Raw genomic sequence first — 23,015 nt, 5'->3', positions numbered from 1 at the left:
TCTGTGGGTCTGCCTATGGCAGAGTGCCGCCATGAACAGCATCCCCGACTGGGCCCTTGCGGTCGCCTCCCCCCTGGACACCAAGATGGGCCTCGACCTCACCGAGCTCAGCGCCGAGCGCGTGGTCGGCTCCATCCCCGTCGAGGGCAACCAACAGCCGTTCGGTCTCCTGCACGGCGGGGCCAGCGGGGTACTGGTCGAGACCCTCGGCAGCATGGGCGCACTCGCCTACGGCTACCCCGACCGCGCGGGGGTGGGGGTCGACCTCAACGTCACCCATGTCCGCGGCGTTCGCAGCGGCCGGGTGACGGGGACCGCGACGGCTGTGCACCTCGGCCGGACGATCGTCGTCTATGCGGTCGAGATCGTCGACGACGAAGGCAGGACGACCGCGACCGGCCGACTCACCTGCCACATGACCGCGCTGCCCGGTACCACGCCAACAGCGTGAGTCCGGTTGCCGGCAGCTACTTCTTCTTGTGGCTGATGACGCCCTCGGCGACGTCGCGCATGGACTTGCGCAGATCCATGGCCGTCTTCTGGATCCACCGGAAGGCCTCGGGTTCGGTGAACCCGAGGTCGGCCTGCAGGATGCCCTTGGCCTGATCGATGATCTTCCTCGACTCGAGTCGATCCTCGAGCGAGTTGAGCTCGTCCTCGATCGCCTTGATCTCCTGGAACCGACCCATGGCGATCTCGATGGCCGGGATCACGTCCGACGCGCCGAACGGCTTCACCACGTAGGCCATGGCCCCCGCGTCGCGCGCCCGCTCCACCAGCTCGCGCTGGCTGAAGGCGGTCAGCATGACGATCGGGGCGATCCGCTCCTCCGCGATGATCTCCGCCGCCGTGATGCCATCCATCTTGGGCATCTTCACGTCCATGATGACGAGGTTGGGCTCCAGTTCGCGGGCGAGCTTGACGGCTTCTTCGCCGTCCGCGGCCTCCCCGACCACCTCATAGCCCTCCTCGGTGAGGAGTTCAACCAGGTCGAGACGGATCAGCGCCTCGTCCTCGGCGACGATCACAGTGGGCTTCTTCTTCATGGTGTTTCAGGCATTTCTAACTAGGGGCACGGCCATTGGCGGACCGCAGACAAACCTGCGTGCATCCTACTCGCGTGGGCGACGACATGCCCACTCACGGGCAGCCGCCGCCTTGTGCAAGAATATAGGTCGCGCCCGGCCCGGGTGGCGGAATGGTATACGCGGACGGCTCAAACCCGTCTGGCCGCAAGGCCGTAGGGGTTCGACTCCCCTCCCGGGCACGACACAAGAAGGCCCCCCTCGATCACGAGGGGGGCCTTCTGTCGCGCTGAGGCGTCCCGAAGGGTCGGCGGGTCAGCTCTCGCCGAGCTCCTTCACCTTGTGGACGCGCAGGTTGTTGGTCTTGCCCGGGATACCCATCGGCGAGCCGGAGAGCATGACGATTCGCTCACCGACCTCGATCATTCCGCGGTCACGCAGGTGCTTGTCGACGGCTTCAACGACCTCTTCCTGGTTGGTGAACTCAGGCGTGATGTGCGTATCAACACCCCACGACAGGGTCATCGTCTGGCGGGTGGCGCGCTCGGGCGAGAACACCAGCATCGGGATCGGCGAGCGCAGACGCGAGAGTCGACGGCCGGTGTCGCCCGACTTGGTGAACGCGACGAGGTACCTCGCGCCGATGCGCTCGGCAACCTCCGCGGCCGCCTTCGCCAGGATGCCGCCGGTGGTGTGCGGGTCCCAGTCGATGATGTGGATCTCGGCGTGGCCCTCGCGCTCGGTCTTCTCGACGATGCGTGCCATCGTCGACACCGTCTCCACTGGGAAGTCGCCGACGGACGTCTCGCCGGAAAGCATCACAGCGTCGGCGCCGTCAAGGATGGCGTTAGCGACGTCGGAGGCTTCGGCGCGGGTCGGCCGCGGGTTGGTGATCATCGACTCCAGCATCTGGGTGGCGACGATGACCGGCTTGGCCCACTTCCGGGCGGCGCGGATGATCCGCTTCTGCACGAGGGGGACCTCTTCGAGCGGCAGCTCGACGCCCAGGTCTCCGCGGGCGACCATGAACGCGTCGAAGGAGTCGATGATCTCCTGCAGATTCGCGATGGCCTGCGGCTTCTCCAGCTTGGCGATGACGGGGAGGTGACGACCCTCCTCATCCATGATCTCGTGGACACGACGGATGTCGTCACCCGAACGCACGAAGGACAGGGCGATCATGTCGACGTCCTGGTGGAGGGCCCACCGGAGGTCGCGCTCATCCTTGTCGCTGAGCGCCGGGACGGACACGGCGACGCCGGGGAGGTTGATGCCCTTGTTGTTGGACACCGGCCCGGGGACGGTGACCTCGCACACCACGTCGGTGTCGGTCACCTCGACGGCCTTGAGGCCGACCTTGCCGTCATCGATGAGGATGTGGTCTCCGACGTTCACGTCGCCGGGGAGGCCCTTGTAGGTTGTCGAGCAACGGTGGTCGTCGCCGAGGATGTCATCGGTGGTGATGGTGAACGTGTCCCCCACCTCCAACTGCACCTTCTTGTCGTCGGCGAAACGGCCGAGGCGAATCTTGGGGCCCTGCAGGTCGGCGAACACGCCGACGGTCTTGCCGACGGCTTCGGCCGCCGCGCGGACGTTCTTCAGGCGGGTTCCATGCTCGTTGTAGTCGCCATGGCTCATGTTGAGGCGGGCAACATTCATCCCCGCGTTCAGCAACTCAATCAGGCGGTCAACGGTCTCGGCAGATGGGCCGAGGGTACAAACGATCTTTGCTCTACGCACGGGGCAACCCTACCTGACGGGCTCCCCGGACGCACCGTTGGTTCTCCGATTGCTCCCAGATTCAGCCGGCGCGGACGATCTGAAGCGCACGGTCGAGATCGTCCGGGTACTGGGAACGGAAGCTGACATACTCCCCAGTACCTGGGTGGGTGAATCCAAGTTCCACAGCGTGGAGCCACTGGCGGTCGAGGCCCAGCCTGGCCGACAGCGTGGGGTCGGCCCCGTACAACGGGTCTCCCACGCAGGGATGCCCCAGCGCTGCCATGTGCACCCGGATCTGGTGCGTGCGGCCGGTTTCGAGGTGGATGCGCAGCAAGGTGGCCGCCCGGTGCGCCTCGATCGTCTCGTAGTGGGTGACGCTGTGCCTGCCACCTTCGACGATGGCCATCTTCCAGTCCGCGCCGGGATGCCTGGCGATCGGCGCTTCGATCGTCCCCTCGAACGGGTCCGGGTGGCCCTGCACCAACGCGTGGTACGTCTTGTCCACTGTGCGATCGCGGAAAGCCTGCTTGAGGACGCTGTAGGCCGCCTCAGACTTGGCAACCACCATGAGGCCGCTGGTCCCGACGTCTAGGCGCTGCACGATCCCCTGCCGCTCCGGCGCACCGGAGGTGGAGACAGCCACCCCCGCAGCGGCGAGATGCTCCACCACCGACGGCCCCTCGAACCCGAGGCTCGGGTGGGCGACGACGCCGACCGGTTTGTCCACGACGACGATGTCGGCGTCCTCGTGGACGATCAGCACGCCGTCCGCAAGCCGGGGATCGAGTCGCACGGGCGACGGGGTCAAGGCCTCGGTCAACTCCAACAGTTCGCCGCCGCGAACACGCTGGGAGCCTTTCGTGATGACGGCGCCCGCCAGCAGGAGGTTGCCGCCGTCGATGAGGCTCTCGATGCGGGAACGGCTGTGCCCGGTGACCCGTGCCGCTGCCGCGTCGACCCGCTCCCCCGCCAACGCCTCCGGAATGAGGAAGACGCTCATGCCGGCGCCCTCTCCTCAGCCGGCTCGTCGGCCGCCTCGTCCGGGAAGAAGCTCCCCAGCAGGATGAGAGCCGCGGCGGCGGTGATGAACACGTCAGCAACGTTGAAGATGGCGAAGTACTTGAGCTGGAACATGTCGACGACGTGACCGCGCAGCGGTGAGGGCGGCTGCGTGAAGCGATCCACAAGGTTCCCCGTGATGCCCGCGAGCAGCATGCCGAGCGCGATGGCGTGCCACAGCCGCGTGATCCGGGGCAGCCCGACGACCAGGCAGGCGACGGTCGCGATGATGGCGAAGATCGTGAAGAAGATCGTGGCGTCGGCGCCCATGCCGAATGCCGCCCCCGGATTCCAGATCAGGTTGAGCCGGAACAGGTCACCGACGAGATTGATCGGCTCCCCCGGCTCGAGCTGGGCGAGCGAGATCTTCTTCACCGTCTGGTCAAGCCCGAGCCCGAACACCCCGATCCCGAACGCGATGAGACCGACGCCCCGATGACGAACGCTCAGCGTCGTTCCTCGCGCTGCTTGCACGCCACACACATCGTCGCTCGCGGGAAGACCTGAAGTCGGCCCTTGCCGATCGGCTGTCCGCAGGACTCGCAGAGGCCGTATTCGCCCTTGTCGAACAAGTGGATGGCTAGGCGCAGCTGCTCTGCCATGTCACGCACGTTCTGGGCCAGGGACAGTTCCTGGTCGCGCTCGAAGTTGCTGGAGCCGACGTCGGCGGGATCCCGGCCGGCTCCGTCGGTCCCGCCGCGGAGGATGGCCGCCAGCTCCGCCTCGGTCTGCGCGATGCGCCGTTCCAACCGCTCGAGTTCATCCTTGAGCTCGGCGCGCTGCTCTGCGACCTCCTCGGCCGTCCACGGCTCTTCCCCCTCGAGCACGGGGAGCGCAACCGCCTCGGGGGCGGTGGCTTTCTTCGACGTCGGCATGGATCCTCCTGATCGGGACTGGTTGCGGAAGGCTACCACCTCCCGGCAAGCAACACAGGCCGACACCCACAAAGGGCGTCGGCCTGTGGACCACGTGCGGTGACTAGTGCTGATCCCCCTCGGCGAGGGCGTCGAGGCGCGGGGTATCGGAATGACGCTGGGCCAACTCCGGCACGTCGTGGGGTTCGGGCTGGTCCTCCTTGACGGCGGCCAGGAGCCGCTGCAGGGATCCGGTGATGTTCTCGCGGTAGGAACGCTCGAACGAGCGGAGCGCGTCGACCTTGCCGGTCAGCACCCCCTGCTCGTGTTCGAGCTCCGCGAAGAGCTCCCGACGGCGTTCCTCGGTCTGGCGGTCGAGATCCGTGGCGCGAGCAGTGGCGTCGTTGGTCATGGCCTCGGCGTTGACCCGGGCCTCCGACTCGACGCGCTCGGCCTTCGTACGGGCGTCGGTCTTGATCTCGTTGGCGCGGGCCTCGGCTTCCTCGATCTTGCGCTGCGCCTCGGTCTGAGCCTCATTGACGAGCGTGGTGGCCTGATCGGTCGCCATCTGGAGGAGCCGGGTGACCGCCGGGGCGGCCTCCTCACTCGTGGTCACGGTGAGGTGCTCGGTGCCGCCGACAGCGGTGACCTTCTCGGAACGGGAACGGTCGAACTCGGCGCGGACCTGCTCGAGCTGGGCCCTCAGCCGCTCGTTCTCCGCCTCCAGCTCCCGCACCCGCTGATCGTCGACCTGCGGGGCGAAAGCCTCGTCGTCGCCGGACTCCGACGACGACAGGCGCTCGATCTGAGCGCGCAGTGCTTCGATCTCACGATCCTTCTCCGACAACTCAGCCTGGTGCTCGGAGCCGTCTCCGGCGTCTCCCCCGCCCTGCTGGACGGATTCGACCTCACGGCGCAGACGGTCACGCTCCTGCTCGTGCTCGGCGAAGGTCAGCTCGACCTTGTCGATGAAGGTGTCGACATCGCCGACCGAGTAGCCGGTCTCGCCGCGGCGCGCCATGCGAAAACGGATCGCGCGCACCTCGTCCAGAGTCAAGCTCATGTTTGCTCCAAGTACTTCTAGGTTCAAGCGGCCTCGCGGCCAATTCCTGGACGCTAGCCTAGCGCGTCAGAACGGGAGGAAGCGCAGCATCGACTGTAGGACCTGGAGAAGGACGAAGAGCACCAGGACGCTGAGGTCGAGTTGAGCGTTGCCCATGCGCACCGGCTTGATGACGCGACGCAGCGCCTTCACCGGTGGGTCGGTGAGGGAGTAGACGAACTCCACGATCACCAGGATCGGACCCTTCGGGGTCCAGCTGGGTGCGAACATCGGCACCCAGGACAGGATCACGCGGGCGAGCAGCAGCCAGATGTAGATGTTCAGCAGCCACCACAGGAGATATGCGACCACAGGCGATCAGCTCTGGTTGAAGAAGCCGCCCGAGGCGATGCGCTCCTTGTCCTCGGGTCCCACCACCAGATTCTGGGGGCAGAGGAGGAAGACCTTGCTGGAGACGCGCTCGATGTTGCCCTTGAGCCCGAAGATGAGACCTGCGGCGAAGTCGACGAGGCGCTTGTCCTCGCCGTCCTCCATGTCGGACAGGTTCATGATGACGGGGATGCCATCGCGGAAGTTCTCCCCGATGACGCGCGCTTCGTTGTACGAACGGGGGCGAACGCTGACGATCCGACTCAAGTCGGCCACCTCCTTCACGACCGGGGCGGCGGGCGCAGGGCGTCGCGTCGGCAGAGGCGAGACGGGAGCGACGGCCGGAGCCGGCTCCAGTTCCTCGTCGTCGGCGAAATCGGCGTCAGCGTCATACTGATCCTCATCCTGGTAGCGACCGTCCTCGACGAGTCCCATCCATGCGGCAAGCTTCCGAACGCCCACTTATGCCTCCTTGTTCGCTATGCAAGGCTAGCGCGCCGCGGCAACCGCGGATGCGACGACGCACCGGCGAGTCGGCATCACTTCATGAAGTCGGGGACGTCCAGGTCGTCGTCGTCGTACTGCGGGGCCACGGGCGCCGGCTGAGCCGGGCGCTGGCCGGGCATCGGGTTGGCCTGTGGGGCCGCCGGCTGGGCCTGTTGACGGGGCTGCTGGGGCTGGGCCTGCTGCGGAGCCGGCCGGCTCTGCTGGGGCTGGGGACGCTCCGCGGGGCGGCTCTGGCGCTTGAGCGGCTGTCCTCCGTCGAAGCCGGCGGCGATGACGGTGACGCGGACCTCGTCGCCGAGCGCGTCGTCGATGACCGTACCGAAGATGATGTTGGCCTCGTCGTGGGCTGCTTCCTCGATGAGCTGAGCCGCGGCGGACACTTCGAACAGACCGAGGTCGGAGCCGCCTGCGATCGAGAGCAGGACCCCGTGCGCGCCGTCGATGCTGGCTTCCAGCAGCGGGGAGGAAATGGCCATCTCAGCTGCAGCCCGAGCACGGTCTTCACCGCGGGCGGAGCCGATGCCCATGAGGGCCGAGCCGGCCTGGCTCATGATCGACTTCACGTCGGCGAAGTCGAGGTTGATGAGGCCTGGGGTCGTGATGAGGTCGGTGATGCCGGAGACGCCCTGCATGAGCACCTGGTCGGCCTGCTTGAACGCGTCGAGGATCGCCACCTGGTGGTCGGTCATCTGCAGCAGCTTGTCATTGGGGATGACGATCAGCGTGTCGACTTCCTCGCGCAACGACTCGATGCCTGTCTCGGCCTGTGTAGCGCGACGCCTGCCTTCGAAGGAGAACGGCCTCGTGACGACGCCGATGGTGAGTGCCCCGATCGAACGGGCGATCTTCGCCACGATCGGAGCGGCACCGGTGCCGGTGCCGCCACCTTCGCCGGCCGTCACGAACACCATGTCGGCGCCCTTGAGCGCCTCCTCGATGTCATCGGAGTGGTCCTCCGCTGCCTGGCGGCCCTTGGCCGGGTCGGCCCCGGCGCCGAGACCGCGGGTGAGTTCGCGGCCGATGTCGAGCTTGACGTCGGCGTCGCTCATCAGCAGAGCCTGCGCGTCGGTGTTCACGGCGATGAACTCCACGCCGCGGAGCCCGGCCTCGATCATGCGGTTGATGGCGTTGACGCCGCCGCCGCCGACACCGACAACCTTGATCACTGCGAGGTAGTTCTGAGATGCGCTAGCCATGTCCGCAAGGCTAGGAGAGGCGGTCGCCGCCCGTCCAACGGCGCGGCCGAATCGTCTCCGATTCACCTCAAGTGGTACTTCAGGGTTTCGTCAGCGGGTCGTCGGATGCCGTGGCGCGGAGACATCGAAGACGGTCGCGTCGATCTCCAGGAGCGCCTCGAGCACCTGCGCCTTCAGCTCAGATTCCTCGGCGCTCCCCCACACCACCGTCCGGCCCTCGGGCAGCAGCAGCGAGATCTGGTCCACCGCGTCGGCCTGGATCGCCTCCACCTCCGGACGAATCTCCCCCGGCACGTGGCGCGCCACCGTGGCGATATCGGCGAGCAACCTCTGTTCCTCGGTATCGCTGCGGGCGAGCAGTGCCCCCGACGAAGGCTCGGCGGTGCTGTGGAACACCACGCCGTCCTCGTCGATCCACTCGAACTGGCCGCCGCGTTCGCGCTGGTATTGCATCCGACGCTCCGTCACGATGATCTCGATCGCATCCGGGAACCGACGCACCACGTCCACCTCGTCGACGGGAGCCAGCTCTCGGACCCGTTCCTCGGCGGATTGCGTCGAGATCCGCAACAGGGGCTCACCGACAGGTACGGCGGCCGCCTGAGCCACCTGTTCCTCCGTGAGCAGTTCGAGGCCGCTCGTAGAGACCTGCTGGGCCGCGAAGACGGGTGAGAAGAACAGCAGCCAGGTGCCCACTGCGGCGCCCACCACGAGCACCGCGACGCCGCCCCACAGGATGAGGGTGCGCCGCTTGGCCGCGCGTCGCTTGGACTGCAGCGCCTGGACGAATCTGCCAGGCGTCAGGGGTTCACTCACCGGGCTTCCGCGTCGGGGCGTTCCTTGAGGATGTCGGCCAGGAGAGGGCCGACGATCGTGACGTCGCCGCAGCCGAGCGTGATGATCAGATCGCCGGGCTGGGCGATGTCGTTGAGTGCGGCCGGCAGATCGTACTTCTCCTGCACGTAGACCACCTCCTCCGCCCCGTGCTTCTTCGCCGCATCGACGACGAGTTCACCGGTCACGCCGGGGATGGGGTCTTCGCGAGCGCCGCAGACGTCGTTGATGACGGCGATGTCCGCCAGGGTCATCACCTCGCCGAACTCGTCGGCGAAGTCGACGGTGCGGCTGTAGAGGTGCGGCTGGAAGCAGGCGATCAGCCGCCCCGACAGCCCGGTGGCCTCGTTGCCCGCCTCAGTGGCGCGGCGCGCCGCTGTCAGCGCGGCGCGGATCTCGGTGGGGTGATGGGCGTAGTCGTCGAAGACCCGGATGCCCGCGGTGTCGGTGATGAGCTGGAACCGGCGCAGGGTCCCCTCGAACCGTCCAAGGGCGTCGACGGCTGCCTCATGGGTGAGCCCGAGCAGTCTCCCCGCCGCGTAGGCCGCCGACGCGTTGGCCAGGTTGTGGTTGCCCGGTACCTGCAACACGATGCGACCCGAGTCATCGCCGTAGCTGATGGTGGCCGAGACCCCGTTGCCCTCGGGCCGCACATCGGTGATCCGGACGTCGGCGTCTGGAGCTTCCCCGTACCGCACGATGTGTCGCGCCTCACCGACGAGATCCTCGGCCAACTGACGCGAGCCGGGATCGTCGACATTGATGATGACGTGTTGGACGGTGGGCCGTGTGGCGAAGGCGCGGAAGCCGTCGGCGTAGGCCTGGGGTGTGCCCCAGTTGACGAGGTGGTCGGCCTCGACGTTGGTGATGACTGCGATCTCCGTGGGGTACTGCAGGAAGGATGCGTCCGACTCGTCCGCCTCAACGACGAACGCCGGGCCCGTCCCCAGCTCGGAGCTCACGCCCGTGGTGGACAGCGGCCCTCCGATGACGTAGCTCGGCTGAGCCCCGGCCTCGGCGAGCATGACGGCGGTCATCGCCGTCGTCGTGGTCTTCCCGTGGGTGCCTGCCACCGACACGCCCCGCTTGCCGAGCATCAGCGCCGCCAGCGCTGCGGAGCGATGCCAGATCCGCAGCCCGCGCCGCTTCGCCTCGACCAGCTCGACATTGTCGGATCGGATCGCCGACGAGATGACAACGGTCTGTGCGTCCCCGAGCTGCTCCGGGGCGTGGCCGACGTAGGTCGTGACGCCGGCGCGGGCCAGGCCCTGGAGCGCGGTCGAATCCGATTGATCCGAACCTGAGGTCTTGACGCCGAGCTGGGCGTAGAGACGGGCGACCCCACTCATGCCAGAGCCCCCGGCGGCGATGAAGTGCACGGGCCCGACCTGGTCCGCTGGGATGACGTCGATGGGGTTGAGGAGCATCTACGAGAGCCTTTCCTTGGCAGCCGCCGCGAGGACGGCCTCGGCGAGGGTTTCCGCCGCGTCGGAGGGATACATCCCGCGGGCTGCCTGGGACATCGCCGCGAGACGGTCGGGATCGGCACACAGGTCGACCACCAGCCGCTCAAGCTTATCCGCCGTCAGCTCCCCATCTTCAACCATCACGCCGGCACCCGCTGCGACAAGGCCCGCCGCGTTGCGTGCCTGCTCGCCGTTACCGTAGGGCCACGGCACGAAGATCACCGGAAGGCCCGACACTGCGGTCTCCATGACCGTGCCCGCCCCCGCCCGGCCCAGCATGAGGTCAGCGGCGGCGTAGGCCACAGCCATGTCGTCGACGAACGCGACGGGTCGGTACCGGGCGCCATTGTCGTGCTCCACGACGACGTGCTCGGATCCGAAGTTCTTGGGGCCGAGCACATGAAGGATCTGGATACCCGCGGTAAGGATGGCCTCGCGGGCGCCCGCCACGGCCTCATTGATGCTGCGCGCTCCCTGCGACCCGCCGCTCACGAGCAGAGTGGAACGCTCCGGGTCCAGCCCGAAGGACTCGCGGGCCTGCGCCGCACCGAGCTTCGGATGGGTGATCGACGCACTGATGGGCATACCGATCAACCGCGCCCCCGGCAGGGTCGTCTCCTCGAACGTGGTGCCGACGAAATGGGCCCACCGCGCCCCGACCTTGTTGGCCACCCCCACGAGCTTGTTCGCCTCGTGCACGACGACAGGCACGCCCGACATCCGCGCAGCCAGGTACGCGGGAATCGACACATACCCCCCGAACCCCACGAGCACGTCCGCCTTCGCCTCCCTGAGTAGGCGTCGGGCCTCCCGCGTCGACCGCGTCAGCGTGTACGGAAGCTTGACCAGGTCCAGGTTGACCGAGCGCGGGAGCGGGGCCGGGGTGATGAGGCGCAACTCCAGGCCGGCCTCGGGGATGACCCTCGTCTCGAGTCCCTTTGCCGTCCCGATGCAGAGGATGGACGCATCCGGGCGCCTGGCGAGGATCGCCTTGGCGGTGGCGATGAGCGGGGAGGTGTGGCCGGCGGTTCCACCGCCGGCGAGTACGACACTGGTCATCAGTCTTCCTTGGTAGCAGCCATCACGCTGGTCATCCGCGGCCGCGCCGCCCTGGGTGCCCTCGTGGCGAGATAGGCGCGGGCCGACGGGGTGTCTCGGGCCAGCGCCATGAGCACGCCGGTGGCCATGAGCCCCGCCATGAGCGCCGAGCCGCCGTACGAGATGAAGGGCAACGGCACGCCGAGCACCGGGAGGAGGTGGAGGACGACGAAGATGTTGATGATCGCCTGGACCAGGAACCACCCCGTGATGCCCGCGGCGACGACGCGATTGAACATCTTGTCCGACCGCATGGCCACCTCGAGTCCGGCCCAGCCGAGGAGTGCGAACAGCCCCACGACGAGGAGGACCCCGAAGAGGCCCAGTTCCTCGCCGATCACGGCGAAGATGAAGTCGGTGTGAGCGCCGTCCTTCAGCCCACCCCACTTCTGCTTGCCCGCTCCCAGGCCGAGCCCCCACCAGCCGCCTGAGGCGAGCGCATAGAGCGCGGCCATAGGCTGCGAGGACAGGTCGGTGTTGGACTGCGGGTCGAGGAAGACGCTGATCCTGCTCATCCGGTTGCCGGAGCCGTAGACCAGCAGCACGACCAGACCCAGCGCGGCGGCCCCCATGGGGATGAGGACGCGCAGGGAGGTGCCGATGAACCAGAGGATCAGCACCATGATGAGGCCGACGATCAGCCCGGTGCCGAGATCCCGGCCGGCAAGGACGAGCGCGAGGATGAGTCCGCCGAGGGGGACGAGGGGAACCGCCAGTTGCGCCGGTTCGTGCAGGCGCCCCCGCTTGAGGTGGAAGACGGTGCCGCACCACACGATCAGAGCGAGCTTCGCGAACTCCGACGGCTGGAACTGCACCGGGCCGATCTCCAGCCAGTTGGTGTTGCCGTTGACGGTGACGCCGAGCGGGGTCTGCACCAGGATGAGCAGAACGACCGCCAGCGCCCAGACGAGCCAGCCGATCCGTCGGAGCAGCGCCGGCGGCGTGCGGCTCAGCGCGATGGCGAAGACGAGGCCGGCGCCCAGGAACTGGAGTTGCCGGATGGCGAAGTAGTAGGGACCGTCCTGAGTGGCCTGCGCCAGCACCGACGAGGCGCTCAACACCATCAGGGAGCCGATCACGACAAGGATCGTGACGCTACCGGCGATGAAGTAGTACGGCGCCATCGGCGACGCTGCGAGCGTCTTGACCTGGGACCAGACGGTGATGGGCCGAGCCGGGGAAGCTGCGTCGGTCGCCATCGAGCACCACCTTTCGTCTAGTTGAGATACCGGGCGACGGCCTGGGCGAACGCGTCGCCCCGGTCCGAGTAACTGTCGAACATGTCGAGGCTGGCGCAGCCCGGGGAGAGCAGCACCGTATCGCCCGGTCGGGCCATGGCCCCAGCCAGGGCGACCACCTCGTCCATCACCCCAGTGTCGGTGCTGTCCAGCACGCGGACAGGGAGGTCGGGCGCGTGTCGGGCAAGCGTCTCGGCGATGAGGTGCCGATCGACTCCGATGACCACGGCGCCGCGCATCTTGCTCCGGTGCGAGGAGATGAGCTCGTCGAAGGTCGTCCCCTTTGCCTGACCCCCAGCGATCCAGACGAACGAGTCGAAGGCCTGCATGGCCGAGTTCGCCGCGTGGGGGTTGGTGGCCTTGGAGTCGTCCACCCAGGCCACCCCACCGCTCTCGGCGACCTTCTGGATCCGGTGGCCGGCCAGCTGCAGGCGTTGGAGGCCGGCGGCAACGGAGGGGGCCCGGACCCCGTAGCTCCGCGCCAGGGCGGCGGCGGCGAGCGCGTTGGCGACGTTGTGCGGGGCGAACGGCTGCACATCGGAGATCTTCGCCAGTTCGAGGGCGGAGTCACGGCGCTGCTCGACGAAGGCGCGATCGACGATGAGGTCGTCGACGATCCCCAGCATGGAGATGGCCGGGGTTCCCAGCGTGAACCCGATCGCCCGTGCCCCCTCGACCACCTCGGCGTCCTCCACCATGCGCTCGGTGACGGGCTCATCGACGTTGTAGACGCACGAATGGGTGACGCCCTGGTAGATCTTCGCCTTGTCGTCGGTGTAGCGCTGCATCCCGTCGTCCCCGGCGTACCACTCGAGGTGGTCGGCGTGCACGTTGAGCACGACGGCCGAGTGCAGGTTGACGTTGTTCATCCAGTGCAGCTGGAAGCTCGACAGCTCGACGGCGAACACGTCGTAGTCGACGTCGTCGAGGATGGCCTCAATGATGGGCCGGCCGATGTTTCCGACCGCGGCTGCCTTCCGCCCGTCAGCGATCAGCATCGACTCCAGCATCTGGGTGGTGGTGGTCTTGCCGTTGGTTCCGGTCACCGCCAGCCACGGGATGGAACGGTCCGGCTGCATCATCCGCCACGCGAGTTCGGTCTCCCCCCACACCGGCACTCCGGCGGCGGCCGCCTGCTTGAGCAGCGGCGCGCTGGGCCGCCAGCCGGGCGAGGTGACCACGAGGTCGGTACCGGGCGGGAGCTCCGCCGTCGCTCCCCTGCCGAGCCGAACAGTGACGTCAAGGGTCTCCAGCAGGGTCGCCTTGTCGGCGTGTGACTCCGATTCGTCGAGGACCGTGACCTTGGCGCCCAGCGACATCAGCCCGTCGGCAGCGGCGAATCCGGAGACCCCCAGCCCCGCCACGACGACCTGCGCACGGCTCCAGTCCGACAGTCTGTTCGCGCTGCGGATCCACTCCCCGGTCACTGGCCGACCACCCATTCCGCGTAGAAGATGCCGACGCCAAGGGCCACGCAGAGCCCGCAGATGATCCAGAACCGGATCACCACGGTCACTTCCTGCCAGCCGAGGAGTTCGAAGTGGTGATGGATCGGCGACATCTTGAAGATCCGCTTGCCCTTGGTGGCCTTGAAGTAGCCCACCTGCAGCGCCACCGAGCCGACCTCGATGACGAAGAGGAGGCCGAGAACCACGAGCAGCAGCTCGGTGCGGGTGAGCACGGAGAGACCGGCCAGCGTCGCTCCGATGGCCATGGATCCCGTGTCCCCCATGAAGATCTTCGCGGGCTTCGCGTTCCACCACAGGAAGCCGAAACACGCTCCGGCGAACGCGATGGCGACGACCGCCAGATCGTGCGGATCACGCACCACGTAGCAGCGGGGGCCGGCAGTCGAGGCGCGGGAGCACCACTGGTTGAACTGCCAGATGCTCACGAGAGTGTAGGCGGCGAACACGAGGGTGGCGCTGCCGGCCGCGAGCCCGTCGAGCCCGTCGGTGAGGTTGACGGCGTTGGACCAGGACATGATGAGGAAGACGATGAACAGCACCGCGAGGAACAGCGGCAGGTGCAACCAGTTGATGTCGCGGAGGAAGCTGACGGCCGGGGACGCTGGGGTGAGCCCGCGGTCGTTGGGGAAGTTCAGCGCCAGCAGGGCGAAGGCGGCGCCGATGAGGAACTGGCCGATGAGCTTGCCTCGGGGGGTGAGCCCCAGGCTGCGCTCCTTCGAGATCTTCGCCCAGTCGTCGAGGAAGCCGAGCGTGCCCATGCCGATGGCCAGGCCGAGCACCAGCAACGCCGACAGGGACGGTGCCTGCCAGCGAAGCAGGTGCGCGACGAAGTAGGCGAGCACGGCGGCTCCGACGATGACCAGACCACCCATGGTCGGCGTCCCACGCTTGACGTAGTGGGCGGTCGGACCGTCCTCGCGGATGAACTGGCCGTACTGTCGCCGGGTGAGGAAGTTGATCAGCAGGGGCGTGGCCAGCATTGCGAACAGCAGTGACAGCCCGCCCGCGAGCAGGATCATGATCATGAGTCGTCTCCGTCCAGGGCAACCAGTTCAGCAGCGACGGTTTCCAGCCCGACGCCTCGCGATCCCTTGATGAGGACCACATCGCCGGGGGAAAGGTTAAGCGACGATGCGATGGAGTCGCGATCCGAGACCCGCGCGGCGAGCCCCTCCGCGGTCGCTCCGGCCACGATGCTGCTCGCGTTCTCGCCGACCGCGATCACCTCGGCCACACCCATGTCGGCCGCGAGCCGTCCCAGCTCCACGTGGCTCTCCTCGGTCAGGGGACCGAGCTCCAGCATGTCGCCGAGGACCGCGATCACCCGACCCGAAGGGTGTTCCGCCCTGGTGCTGAGCCCCAACTCGACGGCGGTCCGGAGGCCCACCTCCATCGAGTCCGGGTTGGCGTTGTAGGCGTCGTTGAGTACCAGCACCCCGTCGTGGCGCTGCAGGAGTTCCATGCGCCAGCTGGACCGCTGCGTCGCCCCGGACAGCGACGACGCGACCGACTCGACATCCAGCCCGACGGCGACGGCGGCCGCTGCAGCGGCGAGGGCGTTCATGACCTGGTGCCGGCCGATGACCGAGAGCTCCACTCTTGCCGTCCGGTCGCCGTCGTCGTCGGAGACCACCAGCTCGAAGCTCGCCTGGCTGAGCCCGTTGAGTGTGACGTCACGGGCGGAGACGCGGAGATCACCGGGAGGCAGGTCCCCTTCGCCGAACCAGGCAACCCGGGCGCTGGTCCTCTCGCGCATGGCGGCGACGGCCGGGTCGTTGGCGTTCAGCACCGCCCAGCCCTCACTGCTGAGATCTGCGACGATCTCCGACTTCGCCTTCGCGGTCGCCTCGACCCCCCCGAACTCGCCGACGTGGGCCCTGCCGACGTTGAGGCACACGCCGACGTCGAGGCCCACCAGGGAGGTGAGCCAGGAGATGTGCCCGATCCCCCGGGCCCCCATCTCGGAGACGAGGTAGGCCGTCTCGTCGTCGATCCGGCAGGCGGTCAGGGGGACGCCTACCTCGTTGTTCTGCGATCCGACGGGTGCCACGGTGGGGCCGGCGGCCTCGAACACCTGCGCCATGAGGTCCTTCGTGCTGGTCTTGCCCGAACTGCCGGTGACCCCGATGCTGATCATGCCGCGGGCCCTGGCTTCGCGGACGAGCCCGCGCGCGAGCCAGCTCAGGGCCGTCACGGAATCCTCCGCGAGGAGGTGCGGCACGTCGGCCTCGGTTGAGTACATGCCGATGATCCCCCGCGCGCCGGCCTCCACGGCCGCGCCCGCGAACGCGTGGCCGTCGACCCTCTCCCCCGGGATCGCGACGAACAGGCAGCCCTCCGTGGCCTCGCGGTTGTCGATCACGACGTCCGGGCCGACAGTCGCGTCCTCACCGAACAACTCGACCGGAGCCGGCTGCATCAGATCGACGAGTTCACTCATCAAGCGTGGCCGCATCCTGCGTCCCTTCCTCCGTCAGACGGCGCCACGCGTGCGTCGCCTCCTGTGCGTCATCGAAGTCGACCGTGCGGTCGGCCAGGATCTGTCCCCGCTCGTGTCCCTTGCCGAGGATGGCCACCACCGTACCGGGGGCGGCCCTCCGGAGGGCCTCTTCGATCGCGGCGCGTCGTCCAGGCACCTCCACAACGTCGCCGCCCGCTGCACGCGCTCCCGCGAGCGTCTGCGCACGGATGTCCTCCGGAGGCTCGCTCCGGGGGTTGTCGTCGGTGACGATCGTGAGCGCGCTCGCCCGGGCCGCCGCCGCCCCCATGTGGGGGCGCTTGTCGGCATCCCGGTCTCCCCCGCACCCGAGCACGGTGATCACGGGTCCGAGCACAGCCAACGACTCGACCGCCGCTGACACGGCCTGGGGGGTGTGCGCGAAGTCGACGACGACCATGGGGGCGGGCCCGTCGAGCGGCACGCGCTGCATCCGGCCGGGGACCTGGGCCGCCCTGAGTCCTCGGAGTGCGGCGTCCGTCGGAGTGCCGGCCGCCTCGAGCATGGCGAGGCTGACGGCGGCGTCGATCATGTTGTACTCCCCCGGCAGCGACAAGGTGAGGTCCAGCGTTTCACCGTCGCGGGTCACGGTGGCGGTGCCTCCCAGCGGATCCACCGGTCGGTAGCACTCGAGCCGGTAGTCCACCCCGGCGGCGGTGCCGACTGTCACCAGGCGACTGGCTCCGTGACCCGCCACCCTGTCAGCGAGTTCTTTCCCGCGTGGGTCGTCCACCCAGATCACGCTGACCTTGGACCGGCCCGGCTCGAACAGCGCGGCTTTCGCTTCGAAGTAGTCGTCGACGTCGCGATGGAAGTCGAGGTGGTCGCGGCCGAGGTTGAGGAACCCGACGACGTCGAACTCGATCGCCTCCACCCGGCCGAGCGCGAGGGCGTGGGAGCTGACCTCGAGCGCGACCGCTTCAGCACCCCGGGCCGACATGACCGCCAGTAGCGCCTGCAGGTCTGGCGACTCGGGGGTGGTCACGGTGGAGCGGGTCGATGGGATCTCCGCGTCCCCGAGCCTGAATCCAATCGTGCCGATGGTGCCACAGAGAACCCCGGCGGCCGCGAGCCCGGCCTGCAGCAACGCCACGGTCGTCGTCTTGCCGTTCGTTCCGGTCACCCCGAGCATGGTCATCCCTCGAGCCGGCTCGCCGAAGAGTCGCGCGGCCATGACGGCCATGACCCGCCGTACGTCCGCGGCCGCGACGACCGGCACGTCCTCCCGCCGCAGGAGCGCCAGGCCCTCGTCGTCGGTGAGGATTGCTCCGGCGCCGGATTCGACCGCGCTGCGTGCGAACTGGGCACCGTGGGCCCTCGTGCCGGGGAGTGCCACGTACAACCACCCCGGTTGGACGGCGCGGGAATCGAGCGTGATGCCGGTGAGCGACACGTCGGCCGTCGTGTCGCCCATGAGTCCCAGGCCCGCCCCCAGCACCGAGAGTGGGGCTGCTGGCGGATCGGCGGGGCGAAGCGGGCTGTCCATCAGTCGAACGTTAGCGGTAGCTCCGGCGCTTCGGCGGTGGAGGGCGCAACGTGGAACCGGGGCAGGGCCAGCGACAAGACGTTGTTGACCACGGGCAGAGCGAGGCGGCTGCCCAGGTTGCCGTTGGTCGGCTGATCCAGCACGACGTACACCACGATCTGGGGGTCCTCTGCGGGGGCCGCCCCGACGAACGACGCTGTGAAGCCGTTGTAGCACTTGCACGCGGGGTCGAACCGCTGCGCGGTGCCGGACTTGCCGATGGTCCGGTACCCCGGGATGGCGCGCGAGTCATTCAGCGTGATGACCGACTCCATCATCTCGACCACCATCGACGACGCATCCTCGGAGATGACACGCCGCGATTCGGGCGTCGGCAGTTCGATCGGCGTACCGTCCGAGGTTGTCGCGGACCGGATCAGCCTCGGCTGGTGGTAGACGCCACCGTTGACCGCTGCCGAGACCGCGGCAGCCATCTGGATTGCGTTGACGGAAAGTCCCTGCCCGAACGCGATCTGATCGCGGGTGTAGTCGGCCATGTCGGCGCCGGGCACCACCCCCGTCGACTCACCGGGCAGGCCGGTCCCCGGCTTGGTGCCGAGCCCGAACTCCTGGAGGTATCGGGAGAGTTCGGCCTTCGGCAGTTGCCTCGCAAGCTGGATCGTGCCGATGTTGGAGGACTGGGCGACAATCCCCCGCGCCGTCAGGTTGATGGTGCCGTGGTCGAACGAATCGCGCACATATCCTCCGCCGGACGCGATCCTCGGCGGCACGACGACCTTGGTCGCCGGGGTCACGAGGCCGGAGTCGGCCAGCGCTGCCATCGTCAGCACCTTCTGGACCGAGCCCGGCTCGTAGACCTCGGTCACCGCCCGGTTGCCCCTGTCCTCCTCCTCGGCCGCGCCGGGGTTGGTGGAGTCGTAGCTCGGGTAGTTGGCCAGCGCCAGAAGCTCACCCGTCTTGGTGTTCATCATGACGAGCTTGCCGGTCTTGGCCCCGGCTTCCCGGACGCCATCGGCGAGCGCCTGCTCGGCCATCCACTGCATGTCGGAGTCGATCGTGAGGGTGTAGCTGTTGCCGTCCACCGCCGGGGTCATCACGTTGGTGCCCAGGGGGATCCTGCCGTAGGTGGAGCGGTCGTAGGTGGTCTGCCCGGGAGTGCCGCGGAGGCCCTCCTCAAGCGAGTACTCGAGGCCGCCGGCGCCCTCGCCCTCGGCGTTCATGAACCCCAGCACGTTGGATGCGACGCTGCGGTTCGGGTACACGCGAATCGGGTCGGGGTCGGCGAACACGCCGAACCACGGACGCCTGCGGTCTTGGTCGATGCCCAGCTTCATGTCGGCCTGGATCGCGGTGTAGACGTCGGCCGGCACCTTGCGCTCAACGATCTCGTAGCGCGAGTCAGGCGTGGCGATGAGGTCGAGGTACGTCTGCTTCTTGCCGCCGAGATGCTTGACGAGGATCTCCGCCACGGCGTCCGGTGCCGCGGCCGCCTCCTCCTGCTTCTTCGCGCTCATCGCGTAGCGCTTGTCGGCGCCGTTGGTGCGCACCATGTCGGGATCGATGGAGATGATCATGGCCGGTTCGGTGGCGGCCATCACCACGCCGTTGCGGTCGGTGATGCTGCCCCGCGTGGCGGGCAGCTCGCGCGTCGACTGCATCTTGGCAGCGGCCTCGGCCGCGAAGGCCTGCGAATCGAGCGCCTGCAGTTGGACAGCCCGGAGACCGGCGCCGCCGAGCAGCATCGCCACCACCACCATGAAGACACGGATGCGCACGGACTGGCGACCGACGGGGAGCCGAACCGACTTGCGGTACCGCCGTGGTGCCGGCTTGGCCTTGCCGGCCGGTCGCCCGGCCGGTCGGCCGGTCGGCCGGACAGCCGGGCGAGGCTTCTTCGCCGGGTTCGTCCCGCGGGAGGCAGTCGTGGGGCGCTTCTTCGCGCCGGGCGCCGGCCGCCGCTGCCCCGTCACGGCTGCTCCTCCGTGGAGCCCGCCGCGACGAGAGCCGGATCAGCCACGGCCGGGGGCGGCTCCGGGGCCGGGGTGATGATGGGCACCGTCGGCTCCGCCGGGGAGGGGGCGATGCCCCTGAGGAACGGCATCTCATCACCGGTGGCCTTGGTGGGTTCCCCGGTGACGGTCCCGTCGGCGAGATTGACGAAGGCGGGGTACGGGTTGGGCACCATGCCCAGCTCCGTGGCGCGCAGCGCCAGCGCGTTGGCGCTCGACGCGCGCTGGAGGTTGGATTCGAGCGCCGCTGCGCGGTACCCGAGTTGGGTAGAGGTGGTGCGCAGCGACGCAAGTTCCTTCGACTGAGCCCCGACGGAGGTCGTCACGATCATCACGAGCGCCAGCCCCGCCGCCAGGAGCGACAACACGATGCCGACGAACCCGAGGGTGGAGACGGCGGCGGTCGGAGCTGCGGGCACCACCCGCAGCCGCGGGCGTGGCTGGACATCCTGGGCGATCTGCTGGGCGCTCATGCGGCCTCCTTCACTCGTTGGGCGACCCGCAGCCGCGCGGACGCGGCCCGGGGGTTGGTGTCGATTTCGTGTTGATCCGGGCGCTCGGCGCCTCGCGTGAGCAGCGCCAGCTCGGCCCGCAGGTGATCGGGCACCACGGGCATGTCCCGGGGCCCGCGGTCGGTGGCCCGTTCGGCAAACGTGCGCTTGACCAGCCGATCCTCCAGCGAGTGGTAGCTGAGGACGGCCATGCGGCCACCGACCGCGAGTGCCCCCACTGCCGCTGGGAGTGCAGCCTCAAGCGCAGCCAGTTCCCGGTTCACCTCGATCCGCAGAGCCTGGAAGGTGCGCTTGGCAGGGTGGCCGCCCGTGTGGCGCGCGGCCGCCGGAATCGCCGCGGAGATGGTCTCCACCAACCGGGCGGACGTGCGGAACGGTTCGGCCTCCCGTGCCGCGACGACGGCGCGCGCGATGCGGTCGGCGAACCTCTCCTCGCCGTAGCGGCGGAGGATCCTGGAAAGGTCGCGAGAAGAATAGGTGTTGAGCACGTCGGCGGCGGTCTGACCCTCCCCCTGGTTCATCCTCATGTCCAGTGGCGAGTCGACCCGGTAGGCGAACCCGCGGTCGGTCCGGTCGATCTGCAGCGACGAGAGGCCGAGGTCGAGGAGGATGGCGTCCACCGTGTCGACGCCCAGGTCCTCCAGGACTTCGGGCAGTTCGTCGTAGACCGCCTGCACGAGGGTGGCCCGGTCGGCCAGGTGCCCCAGCCGCTCGCGAGCCACCTCGTGGGCATCCGGATCGCGGTCGATCCCGATCAGGCGGGCGGAAGGGCAGGCCTCAAGGATGGCGATGGCGTGACCGGCCAACCCGAGCGTGCCGTCGACGTACACGGCGCCCGGCGCTGTCAGCGCGGGGCGCAACAGTTCGACGATCCGGTCGCGCATGACCGGATCGTGGACGTCGGCAAAGCCCTGCGTTGCGATGGTTTCGACCCTTCTGGTGTTGTGTGTGGTCCTCGTCTGGAGGTTCCCTTCCGGGGGACCTGACATCGGGGAAGTGAAGTCAGGGCGCCGGCCGGGAGCCACCGGACGAGGCCGCTATTGATCGCCCAACAGGGCTGTGACTGCGCTGTCCATCTCCGCGAATCCGTCTTCGTTGGCGTCGGAGTAGGTGAGCCAGGTCGAGGCGTCCCAGATCTCGGCGCGGTCCCCCGCACCGATCACGACGACGTCTCGGTCCAGTCCGGCGTAGGTGCGCAGCAACGGGGGGATCGTCACGCGGCCCTGCCGGTCTGGGATTTCAAAGCTGGCCCCGGCCGTCAGCATGCGCTGATAGTCGCGGACCTGCTTGAGGGTGCTGGGAGCGTTGAGCACGGGGCGCAGCAGCGCCTCGAACGTGGCCTTGGGGTAGACGGCGAGCGCCCGCTCCTGGGTGCGGGTGACCACAAGCCCCTCCTCGAGATCGTCACGGAAGCGCGCGGGAAGGATGAGTCGGCCCTTCTCGTCCAGCTTCGGCGTATACGTCCCCAGAAACACTGTCGGGCACCCCCTTTCCTCCCTCGAGCCACCACTTCGCTCCACTGCGCCCCACAGTACCCCACTTCCCTCCACTGGGGCACCACTTTGCGGCGTGTTCCCGGCTCGCTTCCCCCTGCAACTAGGCTGGTCCCGGCCGCATCGCCGACCACCCACCCAAAGGAGCCTCTGGTGAACGAGTCCTCAGTCACGCTGCGTGAAGTCGCGGAACTTGCCAACCGCATCTCAGCGGAGATGGCACGCGTCATCGAAGGCAAGCCTCAGCAGATCCGCACCGCCGTCACGGTCCTCCTGGCCGGGGGCCACCTCCTCATCGAGGATGTCCCCGGCGTCGGGAAGACGGTGCTCGCGAAGTCCCTGGGCCGCGCCATCCACGGCGACGTCAAGCGCATCCAGTTCACGCCGGACCTGCTGCCGAGCGACGTGACGGGAGTGTCGGTGTTCAATCAGTCCACCCGGGAGTTCGAGTTCAAGCCGGGCGGGATCTTCGCCCACATCGTGCTGGGCGACGAGATCAACCGGGCATCACCGAAGACCCAGTCGGCCCTGCTGGAGTCCATGGCCGAGGGTCAGGTCTCCGCAGACGGCAAGACGTACGCCCTCAGCAAGCCGTTCATGGTCATCGCGACGCAGAACCCCATCGAAATGGAGGGCACCTATCCCCTCCCCGAGGCGCAGCGGGACCGCTTCATGGCCCGGATCACCATGGGGTACCCCGCCCGAACCTCCGAGATCGCCATGCTCACCCACCACGCGGGGGGAGACCAGCTGGACACCGTCACGCCCGTTACTGATGCCTTGGCCGTGGCCGCAGCCGTCGAGGCGATCCGGGCGGTCTACGTGGCCCCGGTCATCAACGACTACATCGTGACGATCGTCGACAAGACCCGCACCCACGACGACCTCCGGCTCGGGGCAAGCCCTCGGGCCTCGCTGCACCTCATGCGCGCCGCCCGCGTCCAGGCTGCGCTGGCCGGGCGGGACTACGTCATCCCTGAGGACGTCTCCGCACTCGCGGTGGAGGTGCTCGCCCACCGGGTGCTCACCACCGTAGAGGCGCAGGTGGCTAGGAGAGACCCCGACGACATCGTGCGGTCCATCGTTGCCTCCGTCCCCACTCCCGCCCGGGCCTGACA

At 68.3% G+C, this 23,015-nt stretch carries 23 protein-coding genes and 1 tRNA gene; 3 read left to right on the top strand and 21 right to left on the bottom strand.

The genetic code is table 11. The features are described from left to right. The first annotated feature begins 31 nt into the window (after positions 1 to 31). Entirely contained in the window at positions 32 to 451 is a 420-nt protein-coding gene (locus RPIT_RS04045; RefSeq protein ID WP_218121515.1) for a PaaI family thioesterase, read from the top strand. Positions 452 to 467: 16 nt separating this feature from the next. Here the strand turns inward: RPIT_RS04045 and RPIT_RS04040 are convergent, their stop codons facing one another. Continuing rightward, complete coding sequence (locus RPIT_RS04040) at positions 468 to 1,046, bottom strand: ANTAR domain-containing response regulator (protein WP_077340898.1); 579 nt, start codon at positions 1,044 to 1,046, stop codon at positions 468 to 470. A 138-nt stretch (positions 1,047 to 1,184) separates the two neighbouring features. On the opposite strand from RPIT_RS04040, the gene RPIT_RS04035 reads away from it, so the two are divergent. Beyond that, positions 1,185 to 1,267, top strand: a tRNA-Leu gene (locus RPIT_RS04035). Between the two features lie 73 nt (positions 1,268 to 1,340). On the opposite strand, the gene pyk is transcribed toward RPIT_RS04035, so the two are convergent. The 20 genes from pyk to mraZ all read right to left on the bottom strand — a co-directional run bounded on the left by pyk (position 1,341) and on the right by mraZ (position 21,879). Continuing rightward, positions 1,341 to 2,765, bottom strand: a complete 1,425-nt coding sequence (gene pyk, locus RPIT_RS04030) for a pyruvate kinase (RefSeq protein WP_077340896.1) — start codon at positions 2,763 to 2,765, stop codon at positions 1,341 to 1,343. A gap of 61 nt (positions 2,766 to 2,826) precedes the next feature. Next, positions 2,827 to 3,747 (bottom strand): RluA family pseudouridine synthase, encoded by a 921-nt coding sequence (locus RPIT_RS04025; RefSeq protein ID WP_077340894.1) that lies wholly within the window; start codon positions 3,745 to 3,747, stop codon positions 2,827 to 2,829. Continuing rightward, positions 3,744 to 4,280: a signal peptidase II gene (lspA, locus tag RPIT_RS04020; RefSeq protein ID WP_077340892.1), complete on the bottom strand. Its 537-nt coding sequence runs from the start codon at positions 4,278 to 4,280 to the stop codon at positions 3,744 to 3,746. Before lspA ends, RPIT_RS04025 begins: the two co-directional genes overlap by 4 nt. Next, on the bottom strand, positions 4,253 to 4,681 hold the full coding sequence (locus RPIT_RS04015) for a TraR/DksA family transcriptional regulator (RefSeq protein WP_077340890.1): 429 nt from the start codon (positions 4,679 to 4,681) through the stop codon (positions 4,253 to 4,255). Before RPIT_RS04015 ends, lspA begins: the two co-directional genes overlap by 28 nt. Before the next feature lie 103 nt (positions 4,682 to 4,784). Further along, a complete protein-coding gene (locus tag RPIT_RS04010) occupies positions 4,785 to 5,723 on the bottom strand; it encodes a DivIVA domain-containing protein (protein WP_077340888.1) in 939 nt (312 codons plus the stop codon). Between the two features lie 66 nt (positions 5,724 to 5,789). Next, on the bottom strand, positions 5,790 to 6,074 hold the full coding sequence (locus RPIT_RS04005; protein ID WP_077340886.1) for a YggT family protein: 285 nt from the start codon (positions 6,072 to 6,074) through the stop codon (positions 5,790 to 5,792). A gap of 6 nt (positions 6,075 to 6,080) precedes the next feature. Further along, the gene (locus RPIT_RS04000; RefSeq protein ID WP_077340884.1) at positions 6,081 to 6,527 is read right to left on the bottom strand and encodes a cell division protein SepF; all 447 of its coding nucleotides are present in this window, start codon (positions 6,525 to 6,527) and stop codon (positions 6,081 to 6,083) included. A 104-nt stretch (positions 6,528 to 6,631) separates the two neighbouring features. Next, complete coding sequence (gene ftsZ / locus RPIT_RS03995; protein WP_077340882.1) at positions 6,632 to 7,795, bottom strand: cell division protein FtsZ; 1,164 nt, start codon at positions 7,793 to 7,795, stop codon at positions 6,632 to 6,634. 90 nt (positions 7,796 to 7,885) lie between these two features. Further along, positions 7,886 to 8,611 (bottom strand): cell division protein FtsQ/DivIB, encoded by a 726-nt coding sequence (locus tag RPIT_RS03990; protein WP_077340880.1) that lies wholly within the window; start codon positions 8,609 to 8,611, stop codon positions 7,886 to 7,888. Next, positions 8,608 to 10,056: a UDP-N-acetylmuramate--L-alanine ligase gene (murC, locus tag RPIT_RS03985; protein ID WP_077340878.1), complete on the bottom strand. Its 1,449-nt coding sequence runs from the start codon at positions 10,054 to 10,056 to the stop codon at positions 8,608 to 8,610. The genes RPIT_RS03990 and murC overlap by 4 nt, the downstream gene beginning before the upstream one ends. Beyond that, entirely contained in the window at positions 10,057 to 11,154 is a 1,098-nt protein-coding gene (murG, locus tag RPIT_RS03980) for an undecaprenyldiphospho-muramoylpentapeptide beta-N-acetylglucosaminyltransferase (RefSeq protein WP_077340876.1), read from the bottom strand. Then, a complete protein-coding gene (gene ftsW / locus RPIT_RS03975) occupies positions 11,154 to 12,392 on the bottom strand; it encodes a putative lipid II flippase FtsW (protein ID WP_077340874.1) in 1,239 nt (412 codons plus the stop codon). The genes murG and ftsW overlap by 1 nt, the downstream gene beginning before the upstream one ends. 17 nt (positions 12,393 to 12,409) lie before the next feature. Further along, complete coding sequence (gene murD, locus RPIT_RS03970) at positions 12,410 to 13,873, bottom strand: UDP-N-acetylmuramoyl-L-alanine--D-glutamate ligase (RefSeq protein ID WP_077340873.1); 1,464 nt, start codon at positions 13,871 to 13,873, stop codon at positions 12,410 to 12,412. Further along, on the bottom strand, positions 13,855 to 14,925 hold the full coding sequence (gene mraY, locus RPIT_RS03965) for a phospho-N-acetylmuramoyl-pentapeptide-transferase (RefSeq protein ID WP_077340871.1): 1,071 nt from the start codon (positions 14,923 to 14,925) through the stop codon (positions 13,855 to 13,857). The genes murD and mraY overlap by 19 nt, the downstream gene beginning before the upstream one ends. Further along, complete coding sequence (locus tag RPIT_RS03960) at positions 14,922 to 16,340, bottom strand: UDP-N-acetylmuramoyl-tripeptide--D-alanyl-D-alanine ligase (protein ID WP_226996330.1); 1,419 nt, start codon at positions 16,338 to 16,340, stop codon at positions 14,922 to 14,924. The genes mraY and RPIT_RS03960 overlap by 4 nt, the downstream gene beginning before the upstream one ends. Beyond that, complete coding sequence (locus RPIT_RS03955; RefSeq protein ID WP_093664682.1) at positions 16,333 to 17,883, bottom strand: UDP-N-acetylmuramoyl-L-alanyl-D-glutamate--2,6-diaminopimelate ligase; 1,551 nt, start codon at positions 17,881 to 17,883, stop codon at positions 16,333 to 16,335. The genes RPIT_RS03960 and RPIT_RS03955 overlap by 8 nt, the downstream gene beginning before the upstream one ends. After that, the gene (locus tag RPIT_RS03950) at positions 17,883 to 19,640 is read right to left on the bottom strand and encodes a peptidoglycan D,D-transpeptidase FtsI family protein (RefSeq protein WP_077344195.1); all 1,758 of its coding nucleotides are present in this window, start codon (positions 19,638 to 19,640) and stop codon (positions 17,883 to 17,885) included. Before RPIT_RS03950 ends, RPIT_RS03955 begins: the two co-directional genes overlap by 1 nt. Positions 19,641 to 19,849: 209 nt before the next feature. After that, positions 19,850 to 20,365: a cell division protein FtsL gene (gene ftsL, locus RPIT_RS03945; RefSeq protein ID WP_077340866.1), complete on the bottom strand. Its 516-nt coding sequence runs from the start codon at positions 20,363 to 20,365 to the stop codon at positions 19,850 to 19,852. Continuing rightward, positions 20,362 to 21,288 (bottom strand): 16S rRNA (cytosine(1402)-N(4))-methyltransferase RsmH, encoded by a 927-nt coding sequence (gene rsmH, locus RPIT_RS03940; protein ID WP_226996379.1) that lies wholly within the window; start codon positions 21,286 to 21,288, stop codon positions 20,362 to 20,364. The genes ftsL and rsmH overlap by 4 nt, the downstream gene beginning before the upstream one ends. Before the next feature lie 153 nt (positions 21,289 to 21,441). Beyond that, complete coding sequence (gene mraZ, locus RPIT_RS03935) at positions 21,442 to 21,879, bottom strand: division/cell wall cluster transcriptional repressor MraZ (protein WP_077340862.1); 438 nt, start codon at positions 21,877 to 21,879, stop codon at positions 21,442 to 21,444. Between the two features lie 171 nt (positions 21,880 to 22,050). Here mraZ and RPIT_RS03930 point away from each other — a divergent pair, with 171 nt between their 5' ends. Next, entirely contained in the window at positions 22,051 to 23,013 is a 963-nt protein-coding gene (locus RPIT_RS03930) for an AAA family ATPase (RefSeq protein WP_418361369.1), read from the top strand. Positions 23,014 to 23,015: the final 2 nt, after the last annotated feature.

The sequence above is a fragment of the Tessaracoccus flavus genome (genome assembly GCF_001997295.1).
Classification (GTDB): Bacteria; Actinomycetota; Actinomycetes; order Propionibacteriales; family Propionibacteriaceae; genus Arachnia; species Arachnia flava.
This window is presented reverse-complemented; position numbering and strand designations above follow the sequence as displayed.